Raw genomic sequence first — 23,894 nt, 5'->3', positions numbered from 1 at the left:
TCACACTTATCCCCTCGTTTTTAACCAAATTTATATATAATATGAAAAATAGAATATTTTTGTTACTTTAAAAATCAATGAAAATTCCGTTGGTTTTAAATTAAATAATTAAACAATAATAAAAAAACACCCCAATAAAGGAGTGTTTTAATTTTAAAACTTATAGATATTTCAAATCTCTGTGATATATCCTATATATAAAGTATATACATAGGCTCACACCAACTATTTCGGCTATAGGAAATGCCCACCATGTAGCATTAATCCCCCAAAGTTTGGATAATATGAATGCAGCGGGAAGAAGCACCGCAAGCTGTCTTACAGCTGAAATTATAAGACTTGCTATACCGTGTCCCAAAGCCTGGCATACAGACATTATACAAATCGAAACCCCTGCAATAAGATAGTGGATACCTATTATCCTAAGTGCGGGAACACCTATCTGCATCATAGTATCGGAAGCATTGAATATCATAAACAGTTTGTCGGGAAGGAATTCAAATATCAAAAACCCTATAAACATTATAATGACAGCATATACTATGCCTGTCTTTAAGGTCTTGGTGATCCTGTCTTTCTTCTTAGCTCCGTAGTTATATGATACGATCGGTACCATACCGTTATTAAGCCCGAACACAGGCATGAATATAAAACTTTGAAGCTTGAAGTATACTCCGAACACCGCTGTCGCGGTAGATGAAAATGTTATAAGTATCTTATTCATTCCAAATGTCATTACCGAAGCTATGGAAGACATTATAATTGAAGGAACACCTACGGCATAAATCTTCTTTATTATATTTAGAGAAGGTCTGAAACCTTTTAAATCGATATCTATTTCATGATTTTTATAATGATTGAAGAATATACCTGCAATAGCGGCAACAATCTGTCCTGTAACGGTAGCAAGGGCAGCTCCGCCCACTCCCATTTTAGGAAATCCGAATAATCCGAATATCATTATCGGGTCTAATATAATATTGATGATAGCACCCAGCCCCTGAGTATACATATTATATATTGTTTTACCCGTAGACTGAAGAAGTCTTTCAAAGGTTATTTGAAAGAAAACCCCAAATGACAGGATACAGCATACTCTAAGATAAGTAGTTCCCTGATTTACTATATCAACTATATCCGTCTGAGTCCTAAAGAACATATTTGCTCCGAAAATACCAAATAACAAGAAAATCAAATAACTCATTAAAGCGAGAAATATCGCATTCTTTGCAATTTTATTTGCGGTATCATATTCTTTTTCTCCAAGAGATTTTGATAAAAAAGCATTAATGCCTACCCCTGTACCTACGGCGACTGCAATCATTAGGTTTTGTATGGGAAAAGCGAGGGATACCGCAGTAAGTGCGTTTTCACTTATCTGTGCCACAAACATACTGTCTACTATATTATATAAAGCCTGTATAAGCATCGATATCATCATGGGAAGCGACATCGAAATCAGTAATTTGTTAATGGGCATGACACCCATTTTATTTTCTTTTCTTTCTTCTAATTTTATTTCTTTTTCTCTAGCCAATATATTCACTCTCCTTTATGTCAACCAAATCTTTAATGATTTTTACGGCAGTATCAAGCCCGAGATTACTGTTGATTACCAAATCGTAATTTTGAGCTCTGCTCCATTTCCTGTCCGTTTGATAGTTATAATAAACAGCCCTTGATTTGTCGGTTTTATGTACATATTTTTCTATATTCTTTTCATTTACCTTATAAACTTCTTTTACTCTTTTTACTCTGTCTTCTTTCGGTGCATGAATAAATACCCTTATACAGTTTTCCTTATGCCTCAAGACATAGTCTGCACACAGCCCTACGATTACACAAGGTCCGTTATCTGCTACTTTTCGTACTATATCACTTTCAGACGCACTCACTTGATCTTCAACGGGAAGATTTTCATAACTGAAAGAAGTATCATAAAAGAAACTTAAAGGTCTTCTGTTTTCTACGTTTTTAATAAAATCCGACGCAAGCCCCGTTTCTTTTACCATTAAATTTATAAGTTCTTCATCATAGAAAGATATACCCAGCATTTCAGCAAGCTTTTTGCCTATTATACGTCCTCCCGAACCGTACTCTCTTCCTATGGTAATAACATAACTTCTCATAATCTACCTCCTAATGTTGGTATTGCAACTAATGTCGTAAACAAAAAAACAGCAATTCCTACTGCTTTAGATTAATTTTAAGCTAATATGATGTATTTGTCAACAAGTTAAGATGATATTTCTTGACTTTTTGAAGTGATGATTATAATATAAAAGTTGCAAACGAAACTATTATTTGGAGCCGGACATGGATAAAAAAATAAAATTCAATATAATAAAATACACTTCGAAACTGCATAGGAAATCTCAGATGTATGTAAATGAGCAAGTGAAAAATTTGGACATAACGGGAGGTCAGGTCCCGTTTATAAAAATACTCTGCGAAAACGGAGAAATAATACAAAATGAATTCTGCAGATTTTTGGATATGGATAAAAGTACTGTGGCAAAGATGATGGTTAAACTTGAAAGCGAAGGCTATATTATAAAAACAAACAATAAAACGGACAATCGATCAACATATATAAAGCCGACGAAAAAATCATATGAGATATATCCAAAACTAAAGAGGATAGAACAAAACTGGTTCAATGAAATCACAAATGATTTTAGTGATATTGAAAAACTAATATTCTTTGATTTGATAAAAAAAGCAACTTATAACGCAGGATATTTTTTCGACAGGTGCGATAACTAAATCAATGCTCCTTTCATACAATAGTGTGAAAGGAGTTTTTTATGCTTTATGTAAAAGTAGAAAACAATGTAAAAATTGCAGTTTACGATTTAAACTCTGATGCTTGTAAGACAGTAGTAATGATACACGGCTGGCCTTTATCAAATAAAATATTCGAATATCAAAAGCGATTTCTCGCAGAATGCGGATACAGAGTAATAACTCTGGATTTAAGAGGTTTCGGAAATTCTGACGCTCCGGCATGGGGATATGATTACGACACACTGGCAAGGGATATATATAAGGTAGTATGTAAATTAAATTTACGCTATTTCACTCTTATCGGATTTTCCATGGGAGGTGCAATAGTATTAAGATATATGAATAATTATGACGGATACGGAGTCGAAAAATTGATACTCCTCGCAGCTGCGGCACCAAGCTTCACAAGTTATGAAGGATTTCCTTACGGAGTAAGCAGAGACTCTGTAGATGAACTTATCAATTCAGCCAAAACAGACAGAGCAAAATTCTCAAAAAATTTCAGCGAAAAACTATTTTACAGCCCCCATAGTGAAGAAATAAAAAACTGGTTCTATGATATTTCTCTCTCAGCTTCAGGCATCGGCACGGTAGAAACCGGATATTTACTGAGAGACGAACGCGGTATGAAAGACTTATGCAGTGTACGCGTCCCAACGGGAATATTCCATGGTAAAAAAGATGATATAGTACCATATGAACTCGGAGTTATCCAGCACGAATATATAAGAGGTTCAAAATTATTTACCTTTGAAAACAGCGGACATGGTATTTTTTACGATGAATTAAAAAAATTCAATCAACAGCTGTTAAATTATCTTAGAAGTTAAAAAGAGTTCCCATAAAGGAACTCTTTTTATTTTATATTTTTAAGCTTCCTGCTTTTTCTTTCTGTTTTCCCTGTGCTTTCTTCTAATAAAATACTTCTTGGTTTCATATACGACGACTCCGCTAAGTGCAAACAGAGCAATCATATTCGGAAGAGCCATAAGCCCGTTGAATATATCTGCTATGGTCCATACAGCTTTAACCGTCATATAAGGTCCTATAAATACAGCAAATATATACAGCCATCTGAATGCTTTGATATATTTTACTTTCCCTCCCGATAAGTATTCAAGACATCTTTCGGAGTAGTAATCCCAGCCTAAGATAGTAGTAAAAGCAAAGAACACCAAACACATCATCAAAATAAATGATGATACCTGTGCCGGAAGAGGAAGTCCCTGATTAAATGCGTAAGTCGTAACCCCCACACCTTCCAAGCCGCTTACCTGCCATGCTCCCGTTATTACTATGGAAAGACCGGTCATTGTACATATCAGTATCGTGTCTATGAATGTACCTGTCATGGAAACAAGTCCCTGACGGACAGGTTCTTTTGTTTGAGCCGCAGCCGCTGCTATTGGAGCAGAACCAAGTCCCGCTTCATTTGAGAATATACCTCTGGCAACTCCCTTTTGCATAGCGATTATCATACTTCCGACCACACCTCCGGTAATCGCCGATGGATTGAATGCCCCCTGTACGATTACTTTGATTGCTCCGGGGATTGCAGAAAAATTACATATCATAAGTAACAAACATATCGTAATATAAATAACCGCCATAAAAGGAACGATTATCTGAGAAACATTGGCTATACGCTTGATACCTCCGATAAGTACAAGTGCAACGCAAATACTGAGTATAAAAGAAGCAATGATTACCGCCCATGAATATGTACCGATATGAGGTATAGTAACGCTCCATGACATGTTAGGGTCAAAGAAGTTCTTTACCGCAGAAGTTATCCCATTCACCTGAGAGAATGTACCTATCCCGAAAAGCCCTACACACACCCCAAAAAATGCAAATATCTTTGCAAGCCATTTCCAGTTTTTTCCCATACCATGCTCGATATAGTAAAAAGGTCCTCCCAATGTATGATTATCCCTATCTATTACTCTGTACTTAACAGCAAGCAGACCTTCCGCATACTTAGTAGCCATTCCGAAGAACGCCGCTATTTCCATCCAGAATAAAGCTCCGGGACCGCCCGCTGCAATAGCCGTCGCGACCCCTACTATATTCCCTGTCCCGATAGTTGCGGAAAGGGCGGTACACAAAGCCGCAAAAGAAGTGACTTCACCATCTCCCCCTTCTTCATTCTTGACCATATATTTTAGAGCCAACGGAAGTTTACGAAGCTGTAAAAGCCCAAGCCTTAAGGTAAGTAAAATACCTCCCGCCAAAATAAGTATTATAAGAGGCGTACCCCATACCAGGTCATCCACCTTTGTTAAAAATGCATTGATAATTCCCCACATGATTTTGATCCTTTCTGTTTTTAAAATAAAAGATAAAAAAAGAGCTAAATATCATCATACTTAGCTCCGAATAATAAACATTATTTAACATAAAATAACTTTATTATACTCTGTCCTTTTGCCTGAGAGATTAATGTAATGTTATATATTACATCTTGCACCTTCGGCACTCCTTAGAGATTCTCCAGAGCCACATCCGTTCATAGTCCTTATCCTTTCGGACACCTGAGAGTTTTACTCCTTCGGTAAGGTTTGACCTACTTTCCTACAAACTTCTTCTGCTTAATTATTATTTGATTTTTATATACCTGTCTTATTATACACAAAATGACATAAAATTACAAAAAAATTTAATAAAAAGTAAGGATTTATTTCCTTACTTTTTAATTAATCTATCCTTAAAATGTCATGATTTATTTTTTTGTAAAATAATTTCTTGATTTCATTAAATTCTTTCGTAAGGCTCGTTATCCACATGAGCTTTACCACTACCGACTCTGTAGTCATATCATATGCTTCCAGTACGTTATAATTTGCCACTGCTCTATGCCCTACTTCGTATAGTTTCGCATCACTGCCTTCAAGCATCACCTGAGTTGAAAGCACTGCGATTTTTCCCTTTTTGGTAATCATTTCCAGCTTATCAAAAAAGTTTCTTTTATTATGAAAAGGAAGTCCGCCGACCCCATATCCCTCGATCACAATCACATCATATTTATCCGATATATAATCAAGGACATCAGGTTCCATTCCCGGTATCAGCTTAAGTAAAAAGACTTTTGAATTAATGGTTGAATAAAATGCTGTATCATTGTCTTTTCTTTCTTTTTCAACATATTTTATTATCCTATTTTCATCTATAAAAGCAGCCACCGGATAATTTATACTTTCAAAAGCATTATAACTCTTTGAACGTAACTTTCTTGCTCTAGTGCCGACTATTGCCTTTCCGCCAAGTACGAGATAAACTCCATGAATATCATCATCACAAGCAAAAGTAAAACTGTCTATCAAGTTTTTCTTTGCATCTGTAATATCCGCATTGATTGGTTTTTGTGAACCTGTGAGTATAACGGGCTTTTTAGGATTTTGAACCAAATAAGAAACAACCGAAGACGTATATGCCATAGTATCCGTTCCGTGAGTTATTACAAACCCGTCATACTTTTCATATTTTTCCTCGATACATTTAACGATTTTTAACCAATGTTCGGGTTGTATATTTGTAGAATCCACGTTAAAAAGCTGTATATAATCTACCTCACATATACCTTTTATTTCAGGGATATAAGATATAAGCTCCTCTGCGGATGTATTTGGCTTCATTCCGCTATTTGTTTTTATGGAGGCTATGGTGCCTCCCGTTGCAATAAGAAGTATCTTTTTCATAAACCTATCTCAAATCTTTGATTTTACCAGATATCTCTTCCAGTTCTTCCTCTGAAAGATCGGGAAGTCTTTCCAATTTATCCATGAATACTGCAAGAGTTTCTTTTCTTTGAAACTTATTTATTTCGGTATAGAAGTTTACAACTACGCCCGTGATTATTGCTATTACAATAATAGAATACATAGTCAAAAGGATTGATAATATCTTACCTATAAAGGTAACGGCAACAATATCTCCAAACCCTACAGTTGAAATGACACTGTAAGAATACCACAGACCGGACATAACAGAAGTTATCCCGGGTTCAAAAACAGCAAACAGGATAGAACTTAGAACAATATAAAAAACAAATCCTATGAGTATCTTATCTGCTTTGGTCCTCTTTAGCACCATCAATAAAAGTTTTAATTTTTTCATATTATTATTCCTTAAAATCCATTAAATATTTCAAATATGATGTTTATAATATATTTTTATTTATCCTATGATTTTGGTATATATATTTATAAATCCCGTAACGGTGACTATCAATACAAGCACAGGGGTTATATATTTAATACAGAAAAGCCATATCTTCTTAAGCTTAAAAGGATGTCCCGAAGACTCCATTTCATCTATAAGTTTAGTCGTATCCCACTTCCATCCCACATAATAGCACATGAATATACCCCCTAACGGAAGAAGGATATTATCCGTTATCATACCTATAAAATCAAAGAATGTATATCCTAATATGCTTACATCAGCCAAAGGACCGAAAGACAGGGAAGAAAATATCCCAAGGAAAAATATAACTATAGTCAAGATACCTATTGATTTCTTTCTATCCCATTTTAGACTGTCTATGGTAAAAGACGTGCTTACTTCTAAAAGTGCGATAGCACTGGTAAGAGCCGCGAAGAACATAATAAGGAAGAATAAAAGCGCGAATATACTTCCTCCGCTCATCGAAGCGAATACTTTGGGAAGAGTCCCGAATATAAGGCTCGGTCCCTGTCCGGGTTCAAGTCCGAATGAAAACACAGCAGGGAAAATCGCAATCCCCGCAAGGATCGCCATGCAGGTGTCAAGCAAAGCAACATTAAGACAGCTCTTTTCTATGTTCTCCTTTTTCGATAGATAACTTCCGTAAGTAATTGTTATACCCATACATAAACTAAGAGAATAAAAAACCTGACTCAAAGCTGTATTTATAGAATCAAAGGTAAAATTACCGAAGTTTGGTTTGAATATAAATTTAAGCCCCTCTCCTGCTTCGGGAAGAGTAAGCCCTCTGATTATGATTATTATGATCAAAACAAATAACGTAGGCATCATTATTTTGCTGGCTTTTTCTATACCGCTCACACCGAAAAAACAAATCACTCCCGTAAGAAGCATAAATATAAAATGCCAAACTATAGGTTCAACGGGACTTGAAATAAACGCTTCAAAACTCTCTGGAGCATTAAAGGTCGTAAGATAGCTAAAGAAATATTTAAGCATCCAGCCGCCGATAACACTATAATAAGAAAGTATCAAAAAAGCGGACAGAACGCCAAGTATCCCTACTATCTTTGCACGCGGATTGATGATTTCGTATGCCTTGACCGGATTATGTCTGCTCATACGCCCTATAGACATTTCCGTTATCATAACCGGTATACCCAGTATCAATATAAAAAATAAATATGCTAGAAGAAAGGGAAACCCTCCGTTTTTACCCATTAAATATGGGAATTTCCATAGGTTTCCAAGCCCGATCGCAGCCCCTGCGGTCGCCAGCAGAAAACCTATCTTGCTTGCCCATTGATTGTTATTATTCTTCATTTTCGTCCTCCGATTTTTACACTAACATATATTATACATAAACCTGCAAAAAATGACAGTAAAACATTATAAATATATACATTTTTATATGATATTTAGTATTTCTATAAGTATACGATTAATTCAAAATACAAAATATAAAACACAAAATTTTTATACAATCTTAATAGGATTTATAAACAGCTGAACACTATCTTAATACATGAACGGATATAATAGTGAGTATAAAAAGGAAGTGAATAAAAATGAAACATTTAAATTTTACTTTAAAAAACATGAAAGAAAAAAATATTATTATACATCCTTATATATCATACATACTCGCCGCAATATGCATACCTAGCGTTATTATTGCAGGTGTCATAATAAGCGTAACATTAGTTATGTATCCATTATCCATAATACTTGGATGGGTATAAATATATTTCATTTTCCCCTAAAGGATATAAGATTAATCCTATATCCTTTTTATTTATTATCATTTTACTAAAGCACTGTATTTCATAACAAGAAATACATTTTCATATTTAATATATTACTTAACGACATTATCATTGACAATATAATAAATAATACGATATAAGCTTTATAACTTATTCTTTATATGAAAAATATTAATAATATATAAAAAGATTAACATAATTGTTAAGTCAATTTTACTTCTGTCTTTTAAAATTTTCCGGTAATTAAAATACAATTTTTTTTAATAAATTTATAGACAATACTTAATAAAAATATAAAGAAATATAAAAGTATAAATGTTACCTCTATATTATTATTTGAAATATATAGTACTAAATTATTTTTCAAATTTTAAAAGTACTTTTCCCTTAAAAAAACAAAAAAAAGAAGATATCAATCTTCTTTTAATTCATTATCTATTGCTTAAAAATAGTAATTTATAACAAGTACAAAACTTAAGAATATCACTTTTAAATCGGCTAAAAATATTTATGAGGTGATAAAAAAATGAGATATAAAAATTTAAATGACTTGATAGCATCGAGCTCCGGTTCCAGAAAATACTTCTTGTCATTACCTACGTCGGTACAATTGGAGCTTCATGACCAAAACGATTATATTCATAGCTTGTACGATCTACACTCAAATGCGGAATATATATCAAAATCGGAATACATTTCAAAACCCGATTTAAGATAATATATAAGTATTACAGCAAGCTCATTTGATTTTCTTTAAAAGATTCAACTCTTCTTTCATATATTTTGTCACCTTCTCTAATATTATCACAAAGTATTGGAGAGTTGATATCGTATAACTTAAGATTATCCTCTACTGTTTTTTCATTAAAATTAGCATAACAATATCTACATCCGTTAAGACATGTATTATACGCACCTATATCAATACTTTCTATACATCCGCATATGGCTCTTTGATTTTTATCTTTATTTGCTTTTATTTTACAGCCTATAATATTTTCAATCAATGTTTTATCTATACAGTGCCCCTGCCTAACTCCATATTCACTTAAATCAATTTCTTCCGCACATGTTTCAATACTCATATCGTTTTTTTCTGCAATGATTGATAAATTTTTAGCTAAGAAAATCATTTCTTCCTTATTTAACTTTTTCAAATTCAACCCTTTAGTATTTTTTAGAGTTTTATCATATAAATCAATAAAGCTTATTATTACCTTATTCGTATACCCCTTTAAATTATTTGCTATTTTTTCAAAAGCTTTTAAATGATAGTTCTTGTTATATTTATCGCTAAGCAAAATAGGGTCATATCTCCAAATGACATTATCTTTCCCTATCTTATCGGATAGCCTTTTAAATACTGTAATCAGATCTTCACTCTTATTAGGTAAATTAGGTTCTATATCTTTACCGTAAGATGTTAAGGTAAACTGAAAATAATAATCATAACCTTTGAGTTCATCAAGCTTGTCTATCATATTTTTAGGATTTTTAGTCCAAAAAACTATACAATCCACCACATCTTTAGTTATATCAACTTTACTTATTTGCTTTTTATTAAACGGATTTCTGATATACACATATCCGTCTTTGATCCTATTTATAAACCAATCGGAGTAGTAATTGGGTATATCCGTTCTCCTGCTGGCACTTATAATCATTTTTATACACTCACTTTCTTATATTTTTTATATCATAACACATTTATTCCCTTACAAATTCGAACTTTTCAAATCTTAAATCTTATTTAGATTTTAAAGTTATTATATTTTGGAATTAATTACATAAATTATAATAATGAGAATTTTAATATAGGAGTTACAAATGAAGAACAATATCAAAACTTTTATCATATCCGTACTTATACCCCTTTTGACGGGAGGACTTGCAGGATTATTAACAAGCAAAAGCATGGTAATATATAAACACTTAAATCTTCCTCCTCTATCGCCGCCTGAATTTATTTTTCCCATAGTATGGACAATTCTTTATATTTTAATGGGAATTGGAGCATATTTCATAATAATATCAAATTCAAGCATAAGGACCGAAGCACTTAGAACGTATGCCCTTCAGCTGGTGCTTAACTTTCTTTGGACCATAGTATTCTTCAATATGAGAAACTTCCTTTTGGCTTTTATGATACTTATTGCTTTATGGGCTTTAATAATAAAGATGATAATAACATTCAAAAATATAAAACCTATAGCAGGCTATCTGCAAATACCATATTTACTTTGGGTCACATTTGCGGGATATTTGAATTTTATGGTGTTTATTTTGAATTAAAAAAAGGATAAGTTTTAGGGATTATCCTTTTTTGTTTTAATCATACATTTGTCATATATATATTCTACATTAAATATAGAGATATATATTTATATTTCAAATTTAAATTTTAGTTAATAATTAATACAAAGAATGTATTATTAATTAAAATATTAATTATTAAAAAATATATATAAATTCATAAAAATAACTATATTATTTCCCAGCGACAACACAAATTGTTTTATCTTTACCGGAATAAGATTTGCCTGCCACATCATCATATAAATCAATATTTTCAAAACCAGCATTTTTAATTTCAGACACGATAGACTCTTTTGTAAATACCTGATTCCAAATATTATAACATTCAATATCTTCTTCGGTTATAACCAAATACTGCTCCAAAGTATTTAAGGTGTCTTGATATATGTGGTTGCGCTGAATACATGCATGTTCTTTCTCTGACCAAAAGCCGTATTTATTGTATTCAATGATCTCTTTCTCTTCAAAATCATCAATAAATTTCATTGTGAAACCATCTAAAATCAAAAGTCCGCCTTGTTTTAAAGCTTTTCTTGCCTTTGTTAAAATAACCTCTCTGTCTTTAGGATGTAGGACGGATTTTGCGGACATTCAAAATAAAAAAGAATGTGGAGGTAACAGACAATGGCAAAATCATTATTTGAGGAACTGGGCGGCAAATACGAGCGGCAAGGAGATTACTTAATCCCGTGCTTAACCGTACCCGCCGGAGAAGAACAGCCGATAGGCACATGGGGACAGCGGCATCTGGACTATCTGAAGAAGTACCGAAAGGTTACATACATCAATCTTCTTACAAGCGGCAGGCTCAACGCTTATCTTGCCGACATTGACAGGCAGGCGCAGGAACACTTTGAAAGGCTCATAAAGGGCATGAAACAGACACAGGGTATCACAGAACAGCTAAAGGCAGAAAACGCCTTAGAATGGACAGGAAGAATGAATAACATAAGGGCGTGTGCGAGGGAGATTGTGAACAAGGAAATTATCTTTGCATAGGGCAGGTAAAGTGGCAGAGTGTAAAAACTCTGTCGCTTTTCTTTTCGGGAAGTTTCGATTAAAGTTCGTATTTGCCAGAAGGAGTTTTGACATGATAAAATGTGAATAGCTATATCATTATAGTTCACATGAAAATAAATAGAGGAATGCGACATGCTTGTTGTCACATTCCTAATGTTATAACTAAAATGAAGGAGGAATGAAATATGCCATTTACTGAAATATGTATTTATCAAGTCAAACCGCAAAAGGTAGAGGAATTTGAAGCTCTAATGCATGAAGCCAAAAGCCTTTTGGAAAAACAGGAGGGATTGCTTCTGCTTCGGTTCGCCAAAAGAGGGTATCGCATAGACATGGAGCAAATTAAGGAGGGACTTCCACCTCTTAAAATCAACCGTATTGTAAAAAGTGTTAAGTATATGCTTTACTGGGAATTTGATACGAAAGAAAGCTATGGAGCAGCACAAAAAAATCTTTATGACAGCTATTGGAAGTCTATTGAAAAATGTTTAATAGTTCCGCACGACAAATATTTAGGAGAGGGAGTGTTTTAATGGATTTCGCATATTGTGGATTAAATTGTAATGAATGTCCTGTTTATTTGGCTACTATCAGCAAAAATACAGATGAACAAACCAAATTGGCAAATGAATATTCAACCGATACTGTAAAATTCTCAAAAGAAGATATGTATTGTTTGGGATGCCATTCTGATACGGTGTCACAAAAGATGTGCGGTGATTGTGATATAAGGCTATGCGGCGTTAAGAAACCTTATGGAAGTTGTGCCGAGTGTGACAAATTTCCATGTTCTATACTGAAAGAAAATTTAGGTGATAATTCAGAAAATTTGAATCATTTAAAACAGCTTGCCATTAAACACAAAAAGGCAGAGTGATAATATGCAGATAGACAGACTTATTCAAATTGTGTTTCTCTTGTTAAGGCATGAGAATATAACTGCGAAGCAACTGGCAAAGGAACTTTGTGTTTCCGCCCGCACGATATATAGGGACATCAATATACTTTCGATTGCGGGCATACCGATTACATCACAAAAGGGATATGGCGGAGGATTGTCGTTATTACAAGGCTTTTCGCTGGATAAATCTTATTTTACGCAGGAAGAACAAAAGAATATTATACAGGCGTTGCAGATTCTAAAGTCGTCAAATTATCCTAACGCTGATAAATCATTAAACAAGATTGCTGGATTGTTTAGCCATAATTTACAGTCCGAATGGTTGGAGATTGATTTTTCCTATTGGGGCAGTCCAGAAAAGGAACGGAACAATATTACGGTTTTAGAACGTGCGATAATCAATAAGTATGTGATTACGTTCACTTATTTTAATGCAGAATTGACAATCACCAATCAGATTGTCGAGCCGTTGAAATTAGTTTTCAAATCTCATGCATGGTATCTTGTTGCCTATTCAAAGCACAAAAATGATATTCGCACTTTTAAGATGTCCCGCATAAGGGAGCTTCAAATAACAGACCAATTATTTGACCGTGAATTACCAAAGGATTTTTCTATTACCCCTGCCTACAAGGAAGAATACAATACACCCATATTCGTATTACATTTTTCGGAAAAGATAGCGTATAAAGTTTATGATGAATTTCAAGAGAAATATATTAAAAAATTAGACGATGGAACATTGGAAGTGACTTTTAGATACCAGTTTAGTGATTGGACTTTCCTATATCTGCTTTCTTTTGGGGAATATGTTGAAATTATTGAACCTATTGAAGCAAGAAATATTCTAAAGGAAAAGGCTAAAAGAATATCTGCCATGTACTAACAATGGCGGGAAAGTAGAGGTTTGCCGTAATTTAAAGGATTATAAATAGCAATTATAGGAGTGCATATGAAAGAAAAGTGGATACACTGTCCTGTTTGTGGTAACAAAACCCGTGACAGAATTAGAGAGGATACGGTTTTAAAAAATTATCCTCTCTACTGTCCAAAATGCAAGCAGGAAACATTGATTGAAGTAAAGAATTTGCAGATAACAGTCATCACAGAGCCAGACGCATAAGACGCAGAGCCGATGAACAAGTGAGCAATCACAGTTTATCGGCTCTGTTTCTGTCTATAAGGTTTTAAGGCGAACGCCCACCATATAAAAAAACGGCGTGTGGTGGGCGGTATTGCTATGCCCGAAAAGACTTAACAGACACTCTCCAGACCTGTTTTAAAGTTTGGAGGGATTTTTTATGTCCTTTTTTCGGGCAGTAATTCATCTGCTCATGCAATGCAGAGTTAATCCATACATAGCATATCGAGGAATGGCAGAAAGCCAGTTAAAAAAATCCCTGCCTATGCAACGCTACTTCTTGCCATGAAACCAGAAGTAGAATCTCCACTTAACAGAATATGTATTTCCTATAACCGTAGAGGTCACAGAACCTTTGCGGTTTTTCTTTTGTCGTTTTTTATCAAATTATGCCGCAGGGCTGTATCTGGTATTCATTGCCGCTCCCCGCCCCCTCCATCTGGATTTTAGCATTTCAAAAATTCAGATGGGAGGTACTTATGGTGAAGTATGCACCAAGAAAAGTATATATCAAAGAGAATAGCGGCTATGTGGAGCTGTCCTATCGGGATTTCTGCCGCCGCAGGCAAGCCGACCAGAGTTACATGGACAAGCTGTTTATCCCCGTGCAGGGCTGTCTGATTGAAGTCGTGCGGGAACAGTACGCAGATTTCTACAAGGAGAAAGAGCGGTGGCGTTATCTGAAAAAACTGGACACGAACCACAAGCTGCTCTCATTGGAGGGATTTACAGACAGCGAGGGGAATGTACTTGACTTCGTTGTTGATGAAGCGGTGGATGTTGCGGAAACCGTTGTCCATGCAGTGATGGTGGACAGGCTGAAAGCCGCCCTGCCTTTATTGTCAGGCAGTGAGCAGGCATTGATAAACGCAATCTTCTTTGAGGGACTTTCCGAGAGGGAAGTCGGGCTGCGGTTGGGCGTGACACAGAGCGTTGTGAACAAGCGCAAAGCCAAAATCCTTGCGAAGCTGAGAAAGATAATCGAAAACAAAATTTAAGGCGTTCAGCCCCCTTGTTTTTTCCTTTGGGAAAATGAGGGGGCTTTTTCTGCCCTCTCAATCAATTTCGATTGGAGGAAATAAGATGGCATACAACCACGGACGGGAGGACAGGAAATGGCGTATCTGGAAAGAAGCGGAAGAAAAGATTTTGCGTGAGTGCGGCGTTGACGAAGCGGTCATTGAGCAAATCCGCACAGACGATAGGGCAGATTTTAATTCCAACAGGCGGTTTTACCGATGGGCGAGCGACTTCGGCGAATACCTTGAGGGCATGGCAGACAGGGAGAAGCAGACGGAGGTAAAGTCTGTTGCTGAATTACTGGACGAGATTGAGAACGAAACTCTGTACCTTGCCTTAATCACGGTGGACAGGCGCACGTTACAAATCGTCCTGCTGAAAATGCAGGGCTATTCCACAAAGGAGATTGCCCCGCTTGTGCATTTAACGGCAGGGGCTATCTATGCAAGGCTCAACCATCTGCGGAAGAAGCTACGGAAAATTTTATGAGCGGCTAATATATCCCGCTTTCCTATGGGCTATCTGGTGGGGAGGGAAAAACTCTCCCCTACTTTTTAGCAGGAGGAAAGAAAATGGCATACGGGGCAAAGACATACACGCTTCGGGAGGAATCCACCGAAAGCGGCACAAGGTATTCCATCAGCTTTAAGGACGGGCAGGGGGAACACCACGAACTGGAAGTATCAGAACAGCTATTCTTTGAATTTCGGCAGATGGAGCGCAGGAACAGAAATCTTCAGCAATGGAACCAGCGGCACAGGGAGTTTAACGAGGTATGGGACGAAACGCTTTACAGACGTGCATTAAGAGTGCCTAAAACGCTTGATGAAAGAATGATTGAAAAAGAAAGAAATGAAATGTTCTATAAGGCGGTTGCCCGACTGCCAGAGATACAAAAGCGGCGTTTCCTGCTCTACTACGAGTATGACCTCAACTTTTATCAGATAGCAGAGATGGAGCATTGCACCGCTTCCGCAATTCAAAAGTCTGTTTCAGTTGCAAGGGGAAAGGTCAAGGCAGAAATGAGGAAGTATCTTTAACCTTGACGACTACTGCCCGAAAAAGAAATCCGTTTTGCGTGGGACTGGCGGTATTACATACTCTCACTTCTTTTTGTGGGAGTAAATCTATTTTAAGGAGGTCACGCCTATGCGTAACAAAACCAAAGACACCGCCCGAAAGGAGGAATCCCATGCAGAAGCTTCAGACAGTCAGCGCCGACACGCTCCTCTATGAGCCACTTGAGAAGCCGTCCTTTGTGGTGGACGGTCTGATACCCACGGGCTTAACCCTGTTCTGCGGCTCACAGAAAATCGGCAAGAGCTGGCTCATGTTAAAGCTCTGCCTATGCGTGTCGCAGGGAATCCCCTTGTGGGATATGCCGACACAGGAGGGCGACGTGTTTTACCTCTGTTTGGAGGATACCTTCTGCCGCATACAGGACAGGCTGTTCCGCTTGACGGACGAAGCAAGCGGGCGGCTTCACTTTGCCGTGGCAAGCGATAAGCTGTCAGACGGTCTTATCGTGCAGTTGGAGGATTATCTGAAAGAATGCCCCGACAGCAGGCTCATTGTCATTGACACCTTGCAGAAAATCCGCACCGCATCCAAAGACAATGCCTATGCAAGCGATTACGGGGACATCTCCCTTATCAAAGACTTTGCCGATAGGCACTCATTGGCGGTCATTGTCGTACACCACATCCGAAAGCAGAATGACAGCGACGTGTTCAACAAAGTGTCTGGCACGACGGGATTGACAGGGAGTGCAGACGCAACCTTTGTTCTGGAACAGGAAAGCCGTGCATCCAATGCCGCCAAGCTGTATGTGACGGGCAGGGACACGCCTTATCAGGAGTTTACGCTCCGTTTCCGTGATTGCAGTTGGGAACTGGTGGAGAGGAAAGAACAGGAACAGCTTGCCAAAGAAGCGATACCAGATATTCTCTTTCGGTTAGTGGATTTCATGCAAGGCAGGGAGGAATGGACTGGAACGGCAACGGAATTATTGGACGCTCTGGGGGAAACAGGGACAGCGGCGAATGTATTGACGAAGTGGATGAACGAGTACCGCCTTGATTTCCTGCTTGAAAACCATATCCGCTATGATTTCAGCCGCAGGAGCAGCGGGCGGATGATTTCCCTTGCAAGGCAGGAAGATGTGGAGGATGACGGTCATGACGATGATGACGGTGTTTTTGGGATACCCCCGCCGCTGTCATCCCTACGGGAGAACACCCCGTAAACGCAACATGCAGGCGTGGGCATTACTCGCCCTTTTCGGCTCGTAATGCCACCCCTGCGGTCAGAAAAATCTTCTGATTTTTCCGACTGCGTTTACAGGGTGTAACACACTACACTTTGCCCTGCAAAGTCGTGTGCCAGACGTTCCCTCTGGACTCCCTTATGGCAGGGCTTTGCCCTGCTTATCCTACGCTTTCCGCTTCGGATAAAAGAATGTCGGCGTGACGGTTACGGCTCTTATGAGGGGGTATACCAAAAACACCGTCATCACCGTCATGACCGTCACGCACCAAAGACAGGAAGCGACAGTTACCCGCCGAAAGAAAGGAAGATGAATTATGCCCTATGCAATCCTGCGTTTCCAGAAACGTAAAGCAGGCGGCGTTGCGTCTTGCGAACGCCACAACGAGCGGAAGAAAGAAGCCTATAAAAGCAACCCTGATATTGATATGGAACGCTCCAAAGATAACTATCATCTTGTGAATCCGCCCCGTTACACCTACAAAAAAGAGATAAACCGAATGGTAGCCGAGGCGGGATGTAAAGTGAGGAAAGACAGCGTGATGATGGTGGAAACGCTCATCACCGCTTCGCCAGAATTTATGAACAGCTTACCGCCCGAAGAACAAAAAGCCTATTTCCAGACGGCTCTTGACTTCATTTCGGAGCGTGTGGGAAAGAGGAATATCCTCTCCGCAGTCATCCATATGGACGAGAAAACGCCCCATATGCACCTATGCTTTGTGCCGCTTACGCCCGACAACAAGCTATCAGCAAAGTCCATTTTAGGCAACCAGAAATCCTTATCCGAGTGGCAGACCGCCTACCATGAGCGGATGTCCGCACGGTGGAATCAGCTTGAACGGGGGCAGTCCTCAATGGAAACGAAGCGGAAACACATCCCCACATGGCTCTATAAGTTGGGCAGCAGGCTGGATAAACAGTATGCGGAAATCGTGTCTGCCCTCTCCGACATCAACGCCTTTAATGCAGGCAAGAAAAGAGATAAGGCGTTAGAACTGCTCTCCGCATGGCTTCCAGACGTGGAGAAATTTTCTAAGGAAATCGGGAGACAGCAGGCGTATATCGACAGCTTGAAAGAGAGAATCGGGCAGGAATCCGATTATGCGGGGCGTATGCGTGATGAAAAGTACGAGCAGGAACTAAAGGTACAGAAAGCAAACCAGAGGATATTTGAGTTGCAGAAAACCAACGAGCAGATGGGGCGGCTGCTCTCCAAAATCCCGCCAGAGGTATTGGAAGAATTGCAGAAAAGTAATTGGAACAGAGCGAAAGAAAGGTAGGAATGTGAATGAAGAAACAGGATTTTAAGGTATTAAAGACCTCAGATTTGTACCCATTTCCAGACAACCCTTTTCATGTGGTGGAGAATGAAATGCTGTCAGAGTTAGCGGAAAGCATTAAGGAATTTGGAATCGTAACGCCGATAATTACACGCCCGAAAGAGGACGGGGACGGATATGAAATCATTGCGGGACAGCGGCGTGTCCGTGCTTCGGAGCTTGCAGGGATAAACACAATCCCCGCTTTTGTCCTGCCCTTAGACCGTGACCGAGCCATTATCACTCTTGTAGACAGCAACTTACAGCGTGAAAATATCCTGCCGAGCGAGCGGGCGTTTGCCTACAAGATGAAATCTGAAGCCATGAAACGGCAGGGTTTCCGCACAGATTTAACCTCGTCACAAGTTGGGACGAAGTTGCGGACGGACGATAAAGTGGCACAGGGCTTCGGCGTGGGCAGGATGACCGTGCAGAGATTTATCCGATTGACGGAACTGATACCGCCGATTTTGCTGATGGTGGACGAGGGGAAAATCGCCCTCACGCCTGCGGTGGAGCTGTCCTTTTTGAAGAAAGAGGAACAGGAAAATTTATTCGCCACGATGGAAAGCGAGGAAGCAACGCCCTCACTCTCACAGGCACAGCGGATGAAAACCTTGAGCCAGAGCGGGCGGCTTGACATGGATATGATATTTTCCATTATGACGGAGGAAAAGGGAAACCAGAAAGAAACCGTGAAAATCGGCATGGAGCGGTTAAAAAAATATTTCCCGAAAGGCACAACGCCGAAGCAGATGGAGGACACCATCATCAAGCTTTTGGAGCGTGAATTGCAGAGGAAACGGGGCAGGGACAGCCGCTAATCTTCTCTTTTCGGGTAGTAAATGCACAGAGTATCCAAGCAAAGAAAAAGTAGAATCGAGGTAGGAAATGAAAGGAATACAATATGAATTTGTAAAGGAAATCGCCGTGTTGTCGGCAAGCGGAAGCGGCTATACAAAGGAAATCAATTTAATCTCATGGAACGGGAAAGAGCCGAAGTATGACATCCGCAGCTTTTCCCCCAACCGTGAGAAGTGCGGAAAGGGAATCACGTTGACCGCTGATGAAGCGGCGGCTCTCCTTAAAGCATTGCAGGAAGAATTGAACAGAGGGGATTGATTGTGTCTGATAGGCAGGGTGGGGATGTTTCCAGACGTTCCCCTGCCCTGTCTGGAAAGGAAGATTTGAGTATGGGCGAGGATAAGAAAGCGAACAAAAAGAGAAAGCGCATTGTGGCAAGACAGCCAGTGCAGATGATTGTCAGCCGTGAATATGTCGGCACACAGACCGTTGCAGAGGCATTTATCCCGATTATCTCCGAGGATATACGGAGGGAGATTGCCAAAGATGACACCTTCGACAATGAGGGTATATCCGCTTAGAATGTACGCAATGGAACATGAAAACAGTTAGGGCAGATACGGAGTTTAACAGTATGGCAGGAATCAAAGAAGAAAAGAAAATCTATTTAGTCGGCATTTACTGCCGCTTGTCAAAGGATGATGGGACGGATAATGAGAGTGCGAGCATTGCCACACAGAAATCCATCCTCACGGATTATGTGAAAAAGCAGGGCTGGCATCTGGCAAAAACGTATGTGGACGACGGTTACTCTGGTACGAATTTCCAAAGACCGAGCTTCCAGAACATGATTAAGGACATTGAAAACGGGCTGATAAACTGCGTGATTACGAAAGATTTATCACGTTTAGGGAGGAATTACCTTGACTGCGGCTTATATCTGGAAGTCTTTTTCCCAGAGCATAATGTGAGGTATATAGCGGTCAATGACGGCGTGGACACGCTAAATAAATCAGCGATGGACATCACCCCATTCCGCAACATCCTAAACGAAATGTATTCAGCCGATGTGTCGGTCAAGATAAAATCGGCGTACCGTGCGAGGTTTCAGCAGGGAAAATTCATGGGGACATATGCACCCTATGGATATATCAAAGACCCTGCCGACCACAACCATCTGCTGATTGACGATAAAGTAGCGCACGTTGTAAGGGAGATATTTGACCTTGCATTGGCAGGAAACGGACTTGGAAAAATCCGTAAGCACATCAACAGCCAGCACGTTTTACGCCCTGCCGCTTATGCGGCGGAGCAGGGGGCGGCAGGCTATGAGAGATACTTTGAGGACAACGAAGAAAACCGCTATATATGGAGTGAGAACAGCTTGAGGAATATTTTAAGAAGCCCTATCTATGCGGGAAACCTTGCAGGCTACAAGCGGATTGCCGCCAATATGAAAAGCAAGAAAAGACCGTCCAAGCTGCCAGAAGAATGGGAAGTGATCCCCGACACCCATGAGGGCATAGTCACACAAGAAGAATTTGATACTGTCCAACAGCTTATGACGAGCCGCAGACGGGAAAAGAATAAGGGCGACTTTGAGAATATTTTTGCAGGCATTATCAAGTGTGCGGACTGCGGCTATGCTCTGCGGGCTATGAGCGCAAACAGGAGGAAACGCCCCGACATTATCGACTGCGTACAATATACCTGCAATAATTATGGCAGGTACGGCAACGTCATGTGTACCGCACACTCTATTGAAGCAAGGGATTTGTTCAACGCCGTCCTTGCCGACATTAACCGCTTTGCGGATATGGCGGTGAATGACGAGCGGGCGGTGAGGGCGATTGAGAAGCGGCTCACGGAAACAGACCAGAGCAGGGCAAAGGCACTGGAAAAGGAACGGAAGAAACTAAACAAACGTCTTGCGGAGCTTGACAGGCTGTTTTCCTCTCTCTATGAGGATAAGGTCATGGAGCGTATTACCGAGCGGAATTATGAAATGATGTCGGGGAAATACCAGAAAGAACAGCTTGAAATCGAAGCGAGATTGAAAGAGGTAACGGAAACTCTTAATGAAAGCTACGAGAAATCGCAGGGAATCCGTGACTTCCTCTCCCTTATCCGCAACTATCAAGGCTTAAAGGAACTGGACGCAACAGTGGTAAATGCACTGATAGACAAGATACTTGTTTCAGAGCGTGAGAAGTCAGTGGACGGAACAGTGAAGCAGGAAATCAAGATTTACTATAAATTCATCGGCTTTGTCGGTGAATTACATATCACACCCACAAAGCGGTGGACAGCATTAAAGCCTAAGAATTGTACAGTGTGCGGTGTTGAATACGTCCCCCACTCCGCAATATCGAAGTATTGTCCAGAGTGCAGGGGAAAGATAAGAAAGGTTCAAGGGACAGAAACGAAACGCAGGAGCAGGGAAAGAAAAAGACAGTATGTATTGAACTGTCCGCAAAAAATGACCGACTGAGGCAGGACTCCAAAGTCACAGTAAATCAAGACCGCAATGTCAAATTTTTCTTCATAATCTATATCCAAATAATTTTTATAATGATATTTTATATTAATACCTTTTTCTTTTGCATGCTTTTTTGCATATTCAATGGAACGCTTAGAAAAATCTATCCCCGTAACATTAAATCCGTTTTTATAAAAAAGTTCATCATATATCCCGGGTCCACATCCTAAATCCAATAACTTTTTATTTTTCGTGTCACCTAATAATCCGCTGATCCAATCAGCTGACTTCTTTATAAATTTATGATTTCTGGTCGCACCCTCGGACTCTGGATTTATATGCTCTTCTAACATATACTTAGATATATTTTCATCATCCCAAAATGCGGACGTGCTCTTTTCATATACATCAGGTTTATTCTTTATATAATTTATTAGCTTTTTGTTTGTGCTACTCATATTTGAGTTCCTCGGAACTTTCCTAATTTTTATATTTATTTTGTTAATAATACTACCGTCTCCACATGCCCCGTCTGCGGGAACATATCCACGGCTCTTACCTTATCCACTTCATACCCCGCTTCGATAAAGAAAGGTAAATCTCTTATTAATGACGTAGCTTTGCAGCTTACATATACGAATTTCTTCGGCTTAAACGAAATGATTTTATCTATTGCCTTTGGATGAATACCCGCACGAGGAGGATCCAAGATTATAAGGTCGGATTTCACATCTATTTTATCCACTTCTTCGAGGACATCTCCGCAGATAAACCTGCAGTTATCTATATTGTTAAGTTCCGCATTGATTTTTGCCGCTTCGATAGCTTCTTCAACTATTTCTATTCCATACACTTCATTTGCTTTATCACTTAGTATTTGAGTGATAGTTCCTGTACCGCAGTATAAATCCAGTATCACATCACTCTTTTCTTCCCCGATAAAATCTTTGACTACGGAATATAACACTTCACTTCCGAGAGTATTCGTCTGGAAAAATGAAAAGGCGGAAATCTTAAAATCAAGTCCCAAACATTTTTCCATTATATAATCTCTTCCATAGATGATTTTTACTTCATCTGCTATTACGGCGTCCGAAAACGAGTCATTGATAGTGTGGAGTATACCGACTATTTCTCCGTCTAAATTTAATTCAAGAAGCAAATCTTTATACTCTTCTATGTTTATTTTTTCCTGAGATGTGGTTACTAAATTCACGAGTATCTGTCCTGTGTACATCGCTTTTCTTATTACCAAATGGCGAAGAGTTCCTTCTTTGGAAAATTTATTATAATGTTTTATTTTCTTATGGGTAAAATACTCCAAAGTTTTGCTTAATATGCTTCTGTAATCTCCGTCTACAATATGACAGTTATCTGTTGAAACTATATTATGGTGCTTGCCTTTTTCATGCATACCGAGACACAAAGGTCCGTCCTTTTCCATATCCCCGAAAGAAAACTCCATCTTGTTACGATACTCCGTATCCTTAGGAGACGAAAGGATAGGCAGAAATTCTTTGTATTCTATCCCCGCTTTATCAAACAGCCCCTTTATATATTCTTCCTTAAACTCAAGCTGTTTTTCGTAAGTGATATTTTGAAAAGAACAGCCTCCGCAAATGTTGAATTTATCGCAAATAGGCTCTATTTCATAATCCGCTTTTTTTATTATGCTGTTTATATTTCCTTCCGCTCTGTTCTTTCTTACTTTCTTTACGAACACTTCCGCGGTTTGTCCGGGAAGTCCTCCTTTTACTATTACTTTCTTATCGTCGTAAAACCCCATGGATTTATCCATGGAAATCCTTTCTTTTATATCAAGTTCAATAATATCTTTCTTCTTCATATTTACCTCATTTAATTCGATTTACTTTATATATTTTACATT

The 23,894-nt window shown here is 38.6% G+C and carries 29 protein-coding genes and 1 riboswitch; of the genes, 19 read left to right on the top strand and 10 right to left on the bottom strand.

Annotation, left to right across the window (positions count from 1 at the left end; translation table 11 throughout):
• Window positions 1-160 precede the first annotated feature (160 nt).
• Together ANASTE_RS00825 and ANASTE_RS00820 are read right to left on the bottom strand one after the other, a co-directional pair.
• Window positions 161-1,546: an MATE family efflux transporter gene (locus ANASTE_RS00825; RefSeq protein WP_007048959.1), complete on the bottom strand. Its 1,386-nt coding sequence runs from the start codon at window positions 1,544-1,546 to the stop codon at window positions 161-163.
• Window positions 1,530-2,129, bottom strand: coding sequence for a cytidylate kinase-like family protein (locus ANASTE_RS00820; RefSeq protein WP_007048958.1), 600 nt, complete (start codon window positions 2,127-2,129; stop codon window positions 1,530-1,532). The genes ANASTE_RS00825 and ANASTE_RS00820 overlap by 17 nt, the downstream gene beginning before the upstream one ends.
• A 187-nt stretch (window positions 2,130-2,316) precedes the next feature.
• Here ANASTE_RS00820 and ANASTE_RS00815 point away from each other — a divergent pair, with 187 nt between their 5' ends.
• Together ANASTE_RS00815 and ANASTE_RS00810 are read left to right on the top strand one after the other, a co-directional pair.
• The gene (locus ANASTE_RS00815; protein WP_007048957.1) at window positions 2,317-2,766 is read left to right on the top strand and encodes a MarR family winged helix-turn-helix transcriptional regulator; all 450 of its coding nucleotides are present in this window, start codon (window positions 2,317-2,319) and stop codon (window positions 2,764-2,766) included.
• Window positions 2,767-2,807: 41 nt separating this feature from the next.
• The gene (locus ANASTE_RS00810) at window positions 2,808-3,617 is read left to right on the top strand and encodes an alpha/beta fold hydrolase (protein WP_007048956.1); all 810 of its coding nucleotides are present in this window, start codon (window positions 2,808-2,810) and stop codon (window positions 3,615-3,617) included.
• Between the two features lie 39 nt (window positions 3,618-3,656).
• On the opposite strand, the gene ANASTE_RS00805 is transcribed toward ANASTE_RS00810, so the two are convergent.
• From ANASTE_RS00805 to ANASTE_RS00790, 4 genes are all read right to left on the bottom strand, one after another.
• The gene (locus ANASTE_RS00805; protein ID WP_007048955.1) at window positions 3,657-5,096 is read right to left on the bottom strand and encodes an alanine/glycine:cation symporter family protein; all 1,440 of its coding nucleotides are present in this window, start codon (window positions 5,094-5,096) and stop codon (window positions 3,657-3,659) included.
• A gap of 100 nt (window positions 5,097-5,196) precedes the next feature.
• A riboswitch (glycine riboswitch) is annotated at window positions 5,197-5,294 on the bottom strand.
• A 189-nt stretch (window positions 5,295-5,483) separates the two neighbouring features.
• Window positions 5,484-6,485, bottom strand: a complete 1,002-nt coding sequence (locus ANASTE_RS00800; RefSeq protein WP_007048954.1) for an asparaginase — start codon at window positions 6,483-6,485, stop codon at window positions 5,484-5,486.
• A 4-nt stretch (window positions 6,486-6,489) separates the two neighbouring features.
• On the bottom strand, window positions 6,490-6,903 hold the full coding sequence (locus ANASTE_RS00795; RefSeq protein WP_007048953.1) for a potassium channel family protein: 414 nt from the start codon (window positions 6,901-6,903) through the stop codon (window positions 6,490-6,492).
• Between the two features lie 60 nt (window positions 6,904-6,963).
• On the bottom strand, window positions 6,964-8,295 hold the full coding sequence (locus ANASTE_RS00790) for a sodium-dependent transporter (protein ID WP_007048952.1): 1,332 nt from the start codon (window positions 8,293-8,295) through the stop codon (window positions 6,964-6,966).
• 245 nt (window positions 8,296-8,540) lie between these two features.
• Between ANASTE_RS00790 and ANASTE_RS11820 the strand changes: the two genes are divergently transcribed.
• Both ANASTE_RS11820 and ANASTE_RS00785 read left to right on the top strand, forming a co-directional pair.
• Window positions 8,541-8,714, top strand: coding sequence for a hypothetical protein (locus ANASTE_RS11820; protein WP_007048951.1), 174 nt, complete (start codon window positions 8,541-8,543; stop codon window positions 8,712-8,714).
• Between the two features lie 550 nt (window positions 8,715-9,264).
• Entirely contained in the window at window positions 9,265-9,456 is a 192-nt protein-coding gene (locus ANASTE_RS00785; RefSeq protein WP_007048949.1) for a hypothetical protein, read from the top strand.
• A gap of 10 nt (window positions 9,457-9,466) precedes the next feature.
• Here the strand turns inward: ANASTE_RS00785 and ANASTE_RS00780 are convergent, their stop codons facing one another.
• Window positions 9,467-10,402 carry a DUF1848 domain-containing protein gene (locus tag ANASTE_RS00780; RefSeq protein WP_007048948.1) on the bottom strand — a complete coding sequence of 312 codons (936 nt, stop codon included), beginning with the start codon at window positions 10,400-10,402 and terminating at the stop codon, window positions 9,467-9,469.
• A gap of 163 nt (window positions 10,403-10,565) precedes the next feature.
• Here ANASTE_RS00780 and ANASTE_RS00775 point away from each other — a divergent pair, with 163 nt between their 5' ends.
• Window positions 10,566-11,030, top strand: coding sequence for a TspO/MBR family protein (locus ANASTE_RS00775; protein WP_007048947.1), 465 nt, complete (start codon window positions 10,566-10,568; stop codon window positions 11,028-11,030).
• 195 nt (window positions 11,031-11,225) lie between these two features.
• On the opposite strand, the gene ANASTE_RS00770 is transcribed toward ANASTE_RS00775, so the two are convergent.
• The gene (locus ANASTE_RS00770; RefSeq protein ID WP_007048946.1) at window positions 11,226-11,645 is read right to left on the bottom strand and encodes a hypothetical protein; all 420 of its coding nucleotides are present in this window, start codon (window positions 11,643-11,645) and stop codon (window positions 11,226-11,228) included.
• Between the two features lie 33 nt (window positions 11,646-11,678).
• Here ANASTE_RS00770 and ANASTE_RS00765 point away from each other — a divergent pair, with 33 nt between their 5' ends.
• The 14 genes from ANASTE_RS00765 to ANASTE_RS00695 all read left to right on the top strand — a co-directional run bounded on the left by ANASTE_RS00765 (window position 11,679) and on the right by ANASTE_RS00695 (window position 22,018).
• Window positions 11,679-12,053, top strand: a complete 375-nt coding sequence (locus ANASTE_RS00765; protein ID WP_007048945.1) for a TnpV protein — start codon at window positions 11,679-11,681, stop codon at window positions 12,051-12,053.
• Between the two features lie 206 nt (window positions 12,054-12,259).
• Complete coding sequence (locus ANASTE_RS00760; protein WP_007048944.1) at window positions 12,260-12,607, top strand: antibiotic biosynthesis monooxygenase family protein; 348 nt, start codon at window positions 12,260-12,262, stop codon at window positions 12,605-12,607.
• On the top strand, window positions 12,607-12,951 hold the full coding sequence (locus tag ANASTE_RS00755; RefSeq protein WP_007048943.1) for a DUF3795 domain-containing protein: 345 nt from the start codon (window positions 12,607-12,609) through the stop codon (window positions 12,949-12,951). The genes ANASTE_RS00760 and ANASTE_RS00755 overlap by 1 nt, the downstream gene beginning before the upstream one ends.
• Before the next feature lie 4 nt (window positions 12,952-12,955).
• Complete coding sequence (locus ANASTE_RS00750; protein WP_007048942.1) at window positions 12,956-13,861, top strand: helix-turn-helix transcriptional regulator; 906 nt, start codon at window positions 12,956-12,958, stop codon at window positions 13,859-13,861.
• A gap of 66 nt (window positions 13,862-13,927) precedes the next feature.
• Complete coding sequence (locus tag ANASTE_RS00745; protein ID WP_007048941.1) at window positions 13,928-14,098, top strand: cysteine-rich KTR domain-containing protein; 171 nt, start codon at window positions 13,928-13,930, stop codon at window positions 14,096-14,098.
• Window positions 14,099-14,595: 497 nt separating this feature from the next.
• Window positions 14,596-15,114: a sigma-70 family RNA polymerase sigma factor gene (locus ANASTE_RS00740; RefSeq protein ID WP_039944555.1), complete on the top strand. Its 519-nt coding sequence runs from the start codon at window positions 14,596-14,598 to the stop codon at window positions 15,112-15,114.
• A gap of 85 nt (window positions 15,115-15,199) precedes the next feature.
• Entirely contained in the window at window positions 15,200-15,625 is a 426-nt protein-coding gene (locus ANASTE_RS00735; RefSeq protein WP_039944554.1) for an RNA polymerase sigma factor, read from the top strand.
• 83 nt (window positions 15,626-15,708) lie between these two features.
• Entirely contained in the window at window positions 15,709-16,176 is a 468-nt protein-coding gene (locus ANASTE_RS00730) for an RNA polymerase sigma factor (RefSeq protein WP_007048938.1), read from the top strand.
• A 152-nt stretch (window positions 16,177-16,328) separates the two neighbouring features.
• Window positions 16,329-17,381 (top strand): AAA family ATPase, encoded by a 1,053-nt coding sequence (locus tag ANASTE_RS00720; RefSeq protein WP_007048937.1) that lies wholly within the window; start codon window positions 16,329-16,331, stop codon window positions 17,379-17,381.
• A 337-nt stretch (window positions 17,382-17,718) separates the two neighbouring features.
• Window positions 17,719-18,684: a MobV family relaxase gene (gene mobV, locus ANASTE_RS00715; RefSeq protein WP_007048936.1), complete on the top strand. Its 966-nt coding sequence runs from the start codon at window positions 17,719-17,721 to the stop codon at window positions 18,682-18,684.
• Window positions 18,685-18,692: 8 nt separating this feature from the next.
• Window positions 18,693-19,547 (top strand): ParB/RepB/Spo0J family partition protein, encoded by an 855-nt coding sequence (locus tag ANASTE_RS00710; protein WP_007048935.1) that lies wholly within the window; start codon window positions 18,693-18,695, stop codon window positions 19,545-19,547.
• 67 nt (window positions 19,548-19,614) lie between these two features.
• A complete protein-coding gene (locus tag ANASTE_RS00705) occupies window positions 19,615-19,845 on the top strand; it encodes a YdbC family protein (RefSeq protein WP_007048934.1) in 231 nt (76 codons plus the stop codon).
• 71 nt (window positions 19,846-19,916) lie between these two features.
• Window positions 19,917-20,108, top strand: coding sequence for a stage II sporulation protein R (locus ANASTE_RS00700; RefSeq protein WP_187361992.1), 192 nt, complete (start codon window positions 19,917-19,919; stop codon window positions 20,106-20,108).
• 53 nt (window positions 20,109-20,161) lie between these two features.
• A complete protein-coding gene (locus ANASTE_RS00695) occupies window positions 20,162-22,018 on the top strand; it encodes a recombinase family protein (protein ID WP_187361991.1) in 1,857 nt (618 codons plus the stop codon).
• On the opposite strand, the gene ANASTE_RS12325 is transcribed toward ANASTE_RS00695, so the two are convergent.
• Entirely contained in the window at window positions 21,937-22,464 is a 528-nt protein-coding gene (locus tag ANASTE_RS12325; protein ID WP_083781726.1) for a methyltransferase domain-containing protein, read from the bottom strand. The genes ANASTE_RS00695 and ANASTE_RS12325 overlap by 82 nt on opposite strands.
• Window positions 22,465-22,499: 35 nt before the next feature.
• Window positions 22,500-23,852, bottom strand: coding sequence for a 23S rRNA (uracil(1939)-C(5))-methyltransferase RlmD (gene rlmD / locus ANASTE_RS00685; protein WP_007048931.1), 1,353 nt, complete (start codon window positions 23,850-23,852; stop codon window positions 22,500-22,502).
• Between the last annotated feature and the right edge of the window lie 42 nt (window positions 23,853-23,894).

Origin of the sequence: Anaerofustis stercorihominis DSM 17244, assembly GCF_000154825.1 — a bacterium.
GTDB classification, from domain to species: Bacteria; Bacillota; Clostridia; order Eubacteriales; family Anaerofustaceae; genus Anaerofustis; species Anaerofustis stercorihominis.
Note: the sequence above shows the minus strand (reverse complement) of the source record. Positions and strands in the feature narration are given on the sequence as shown.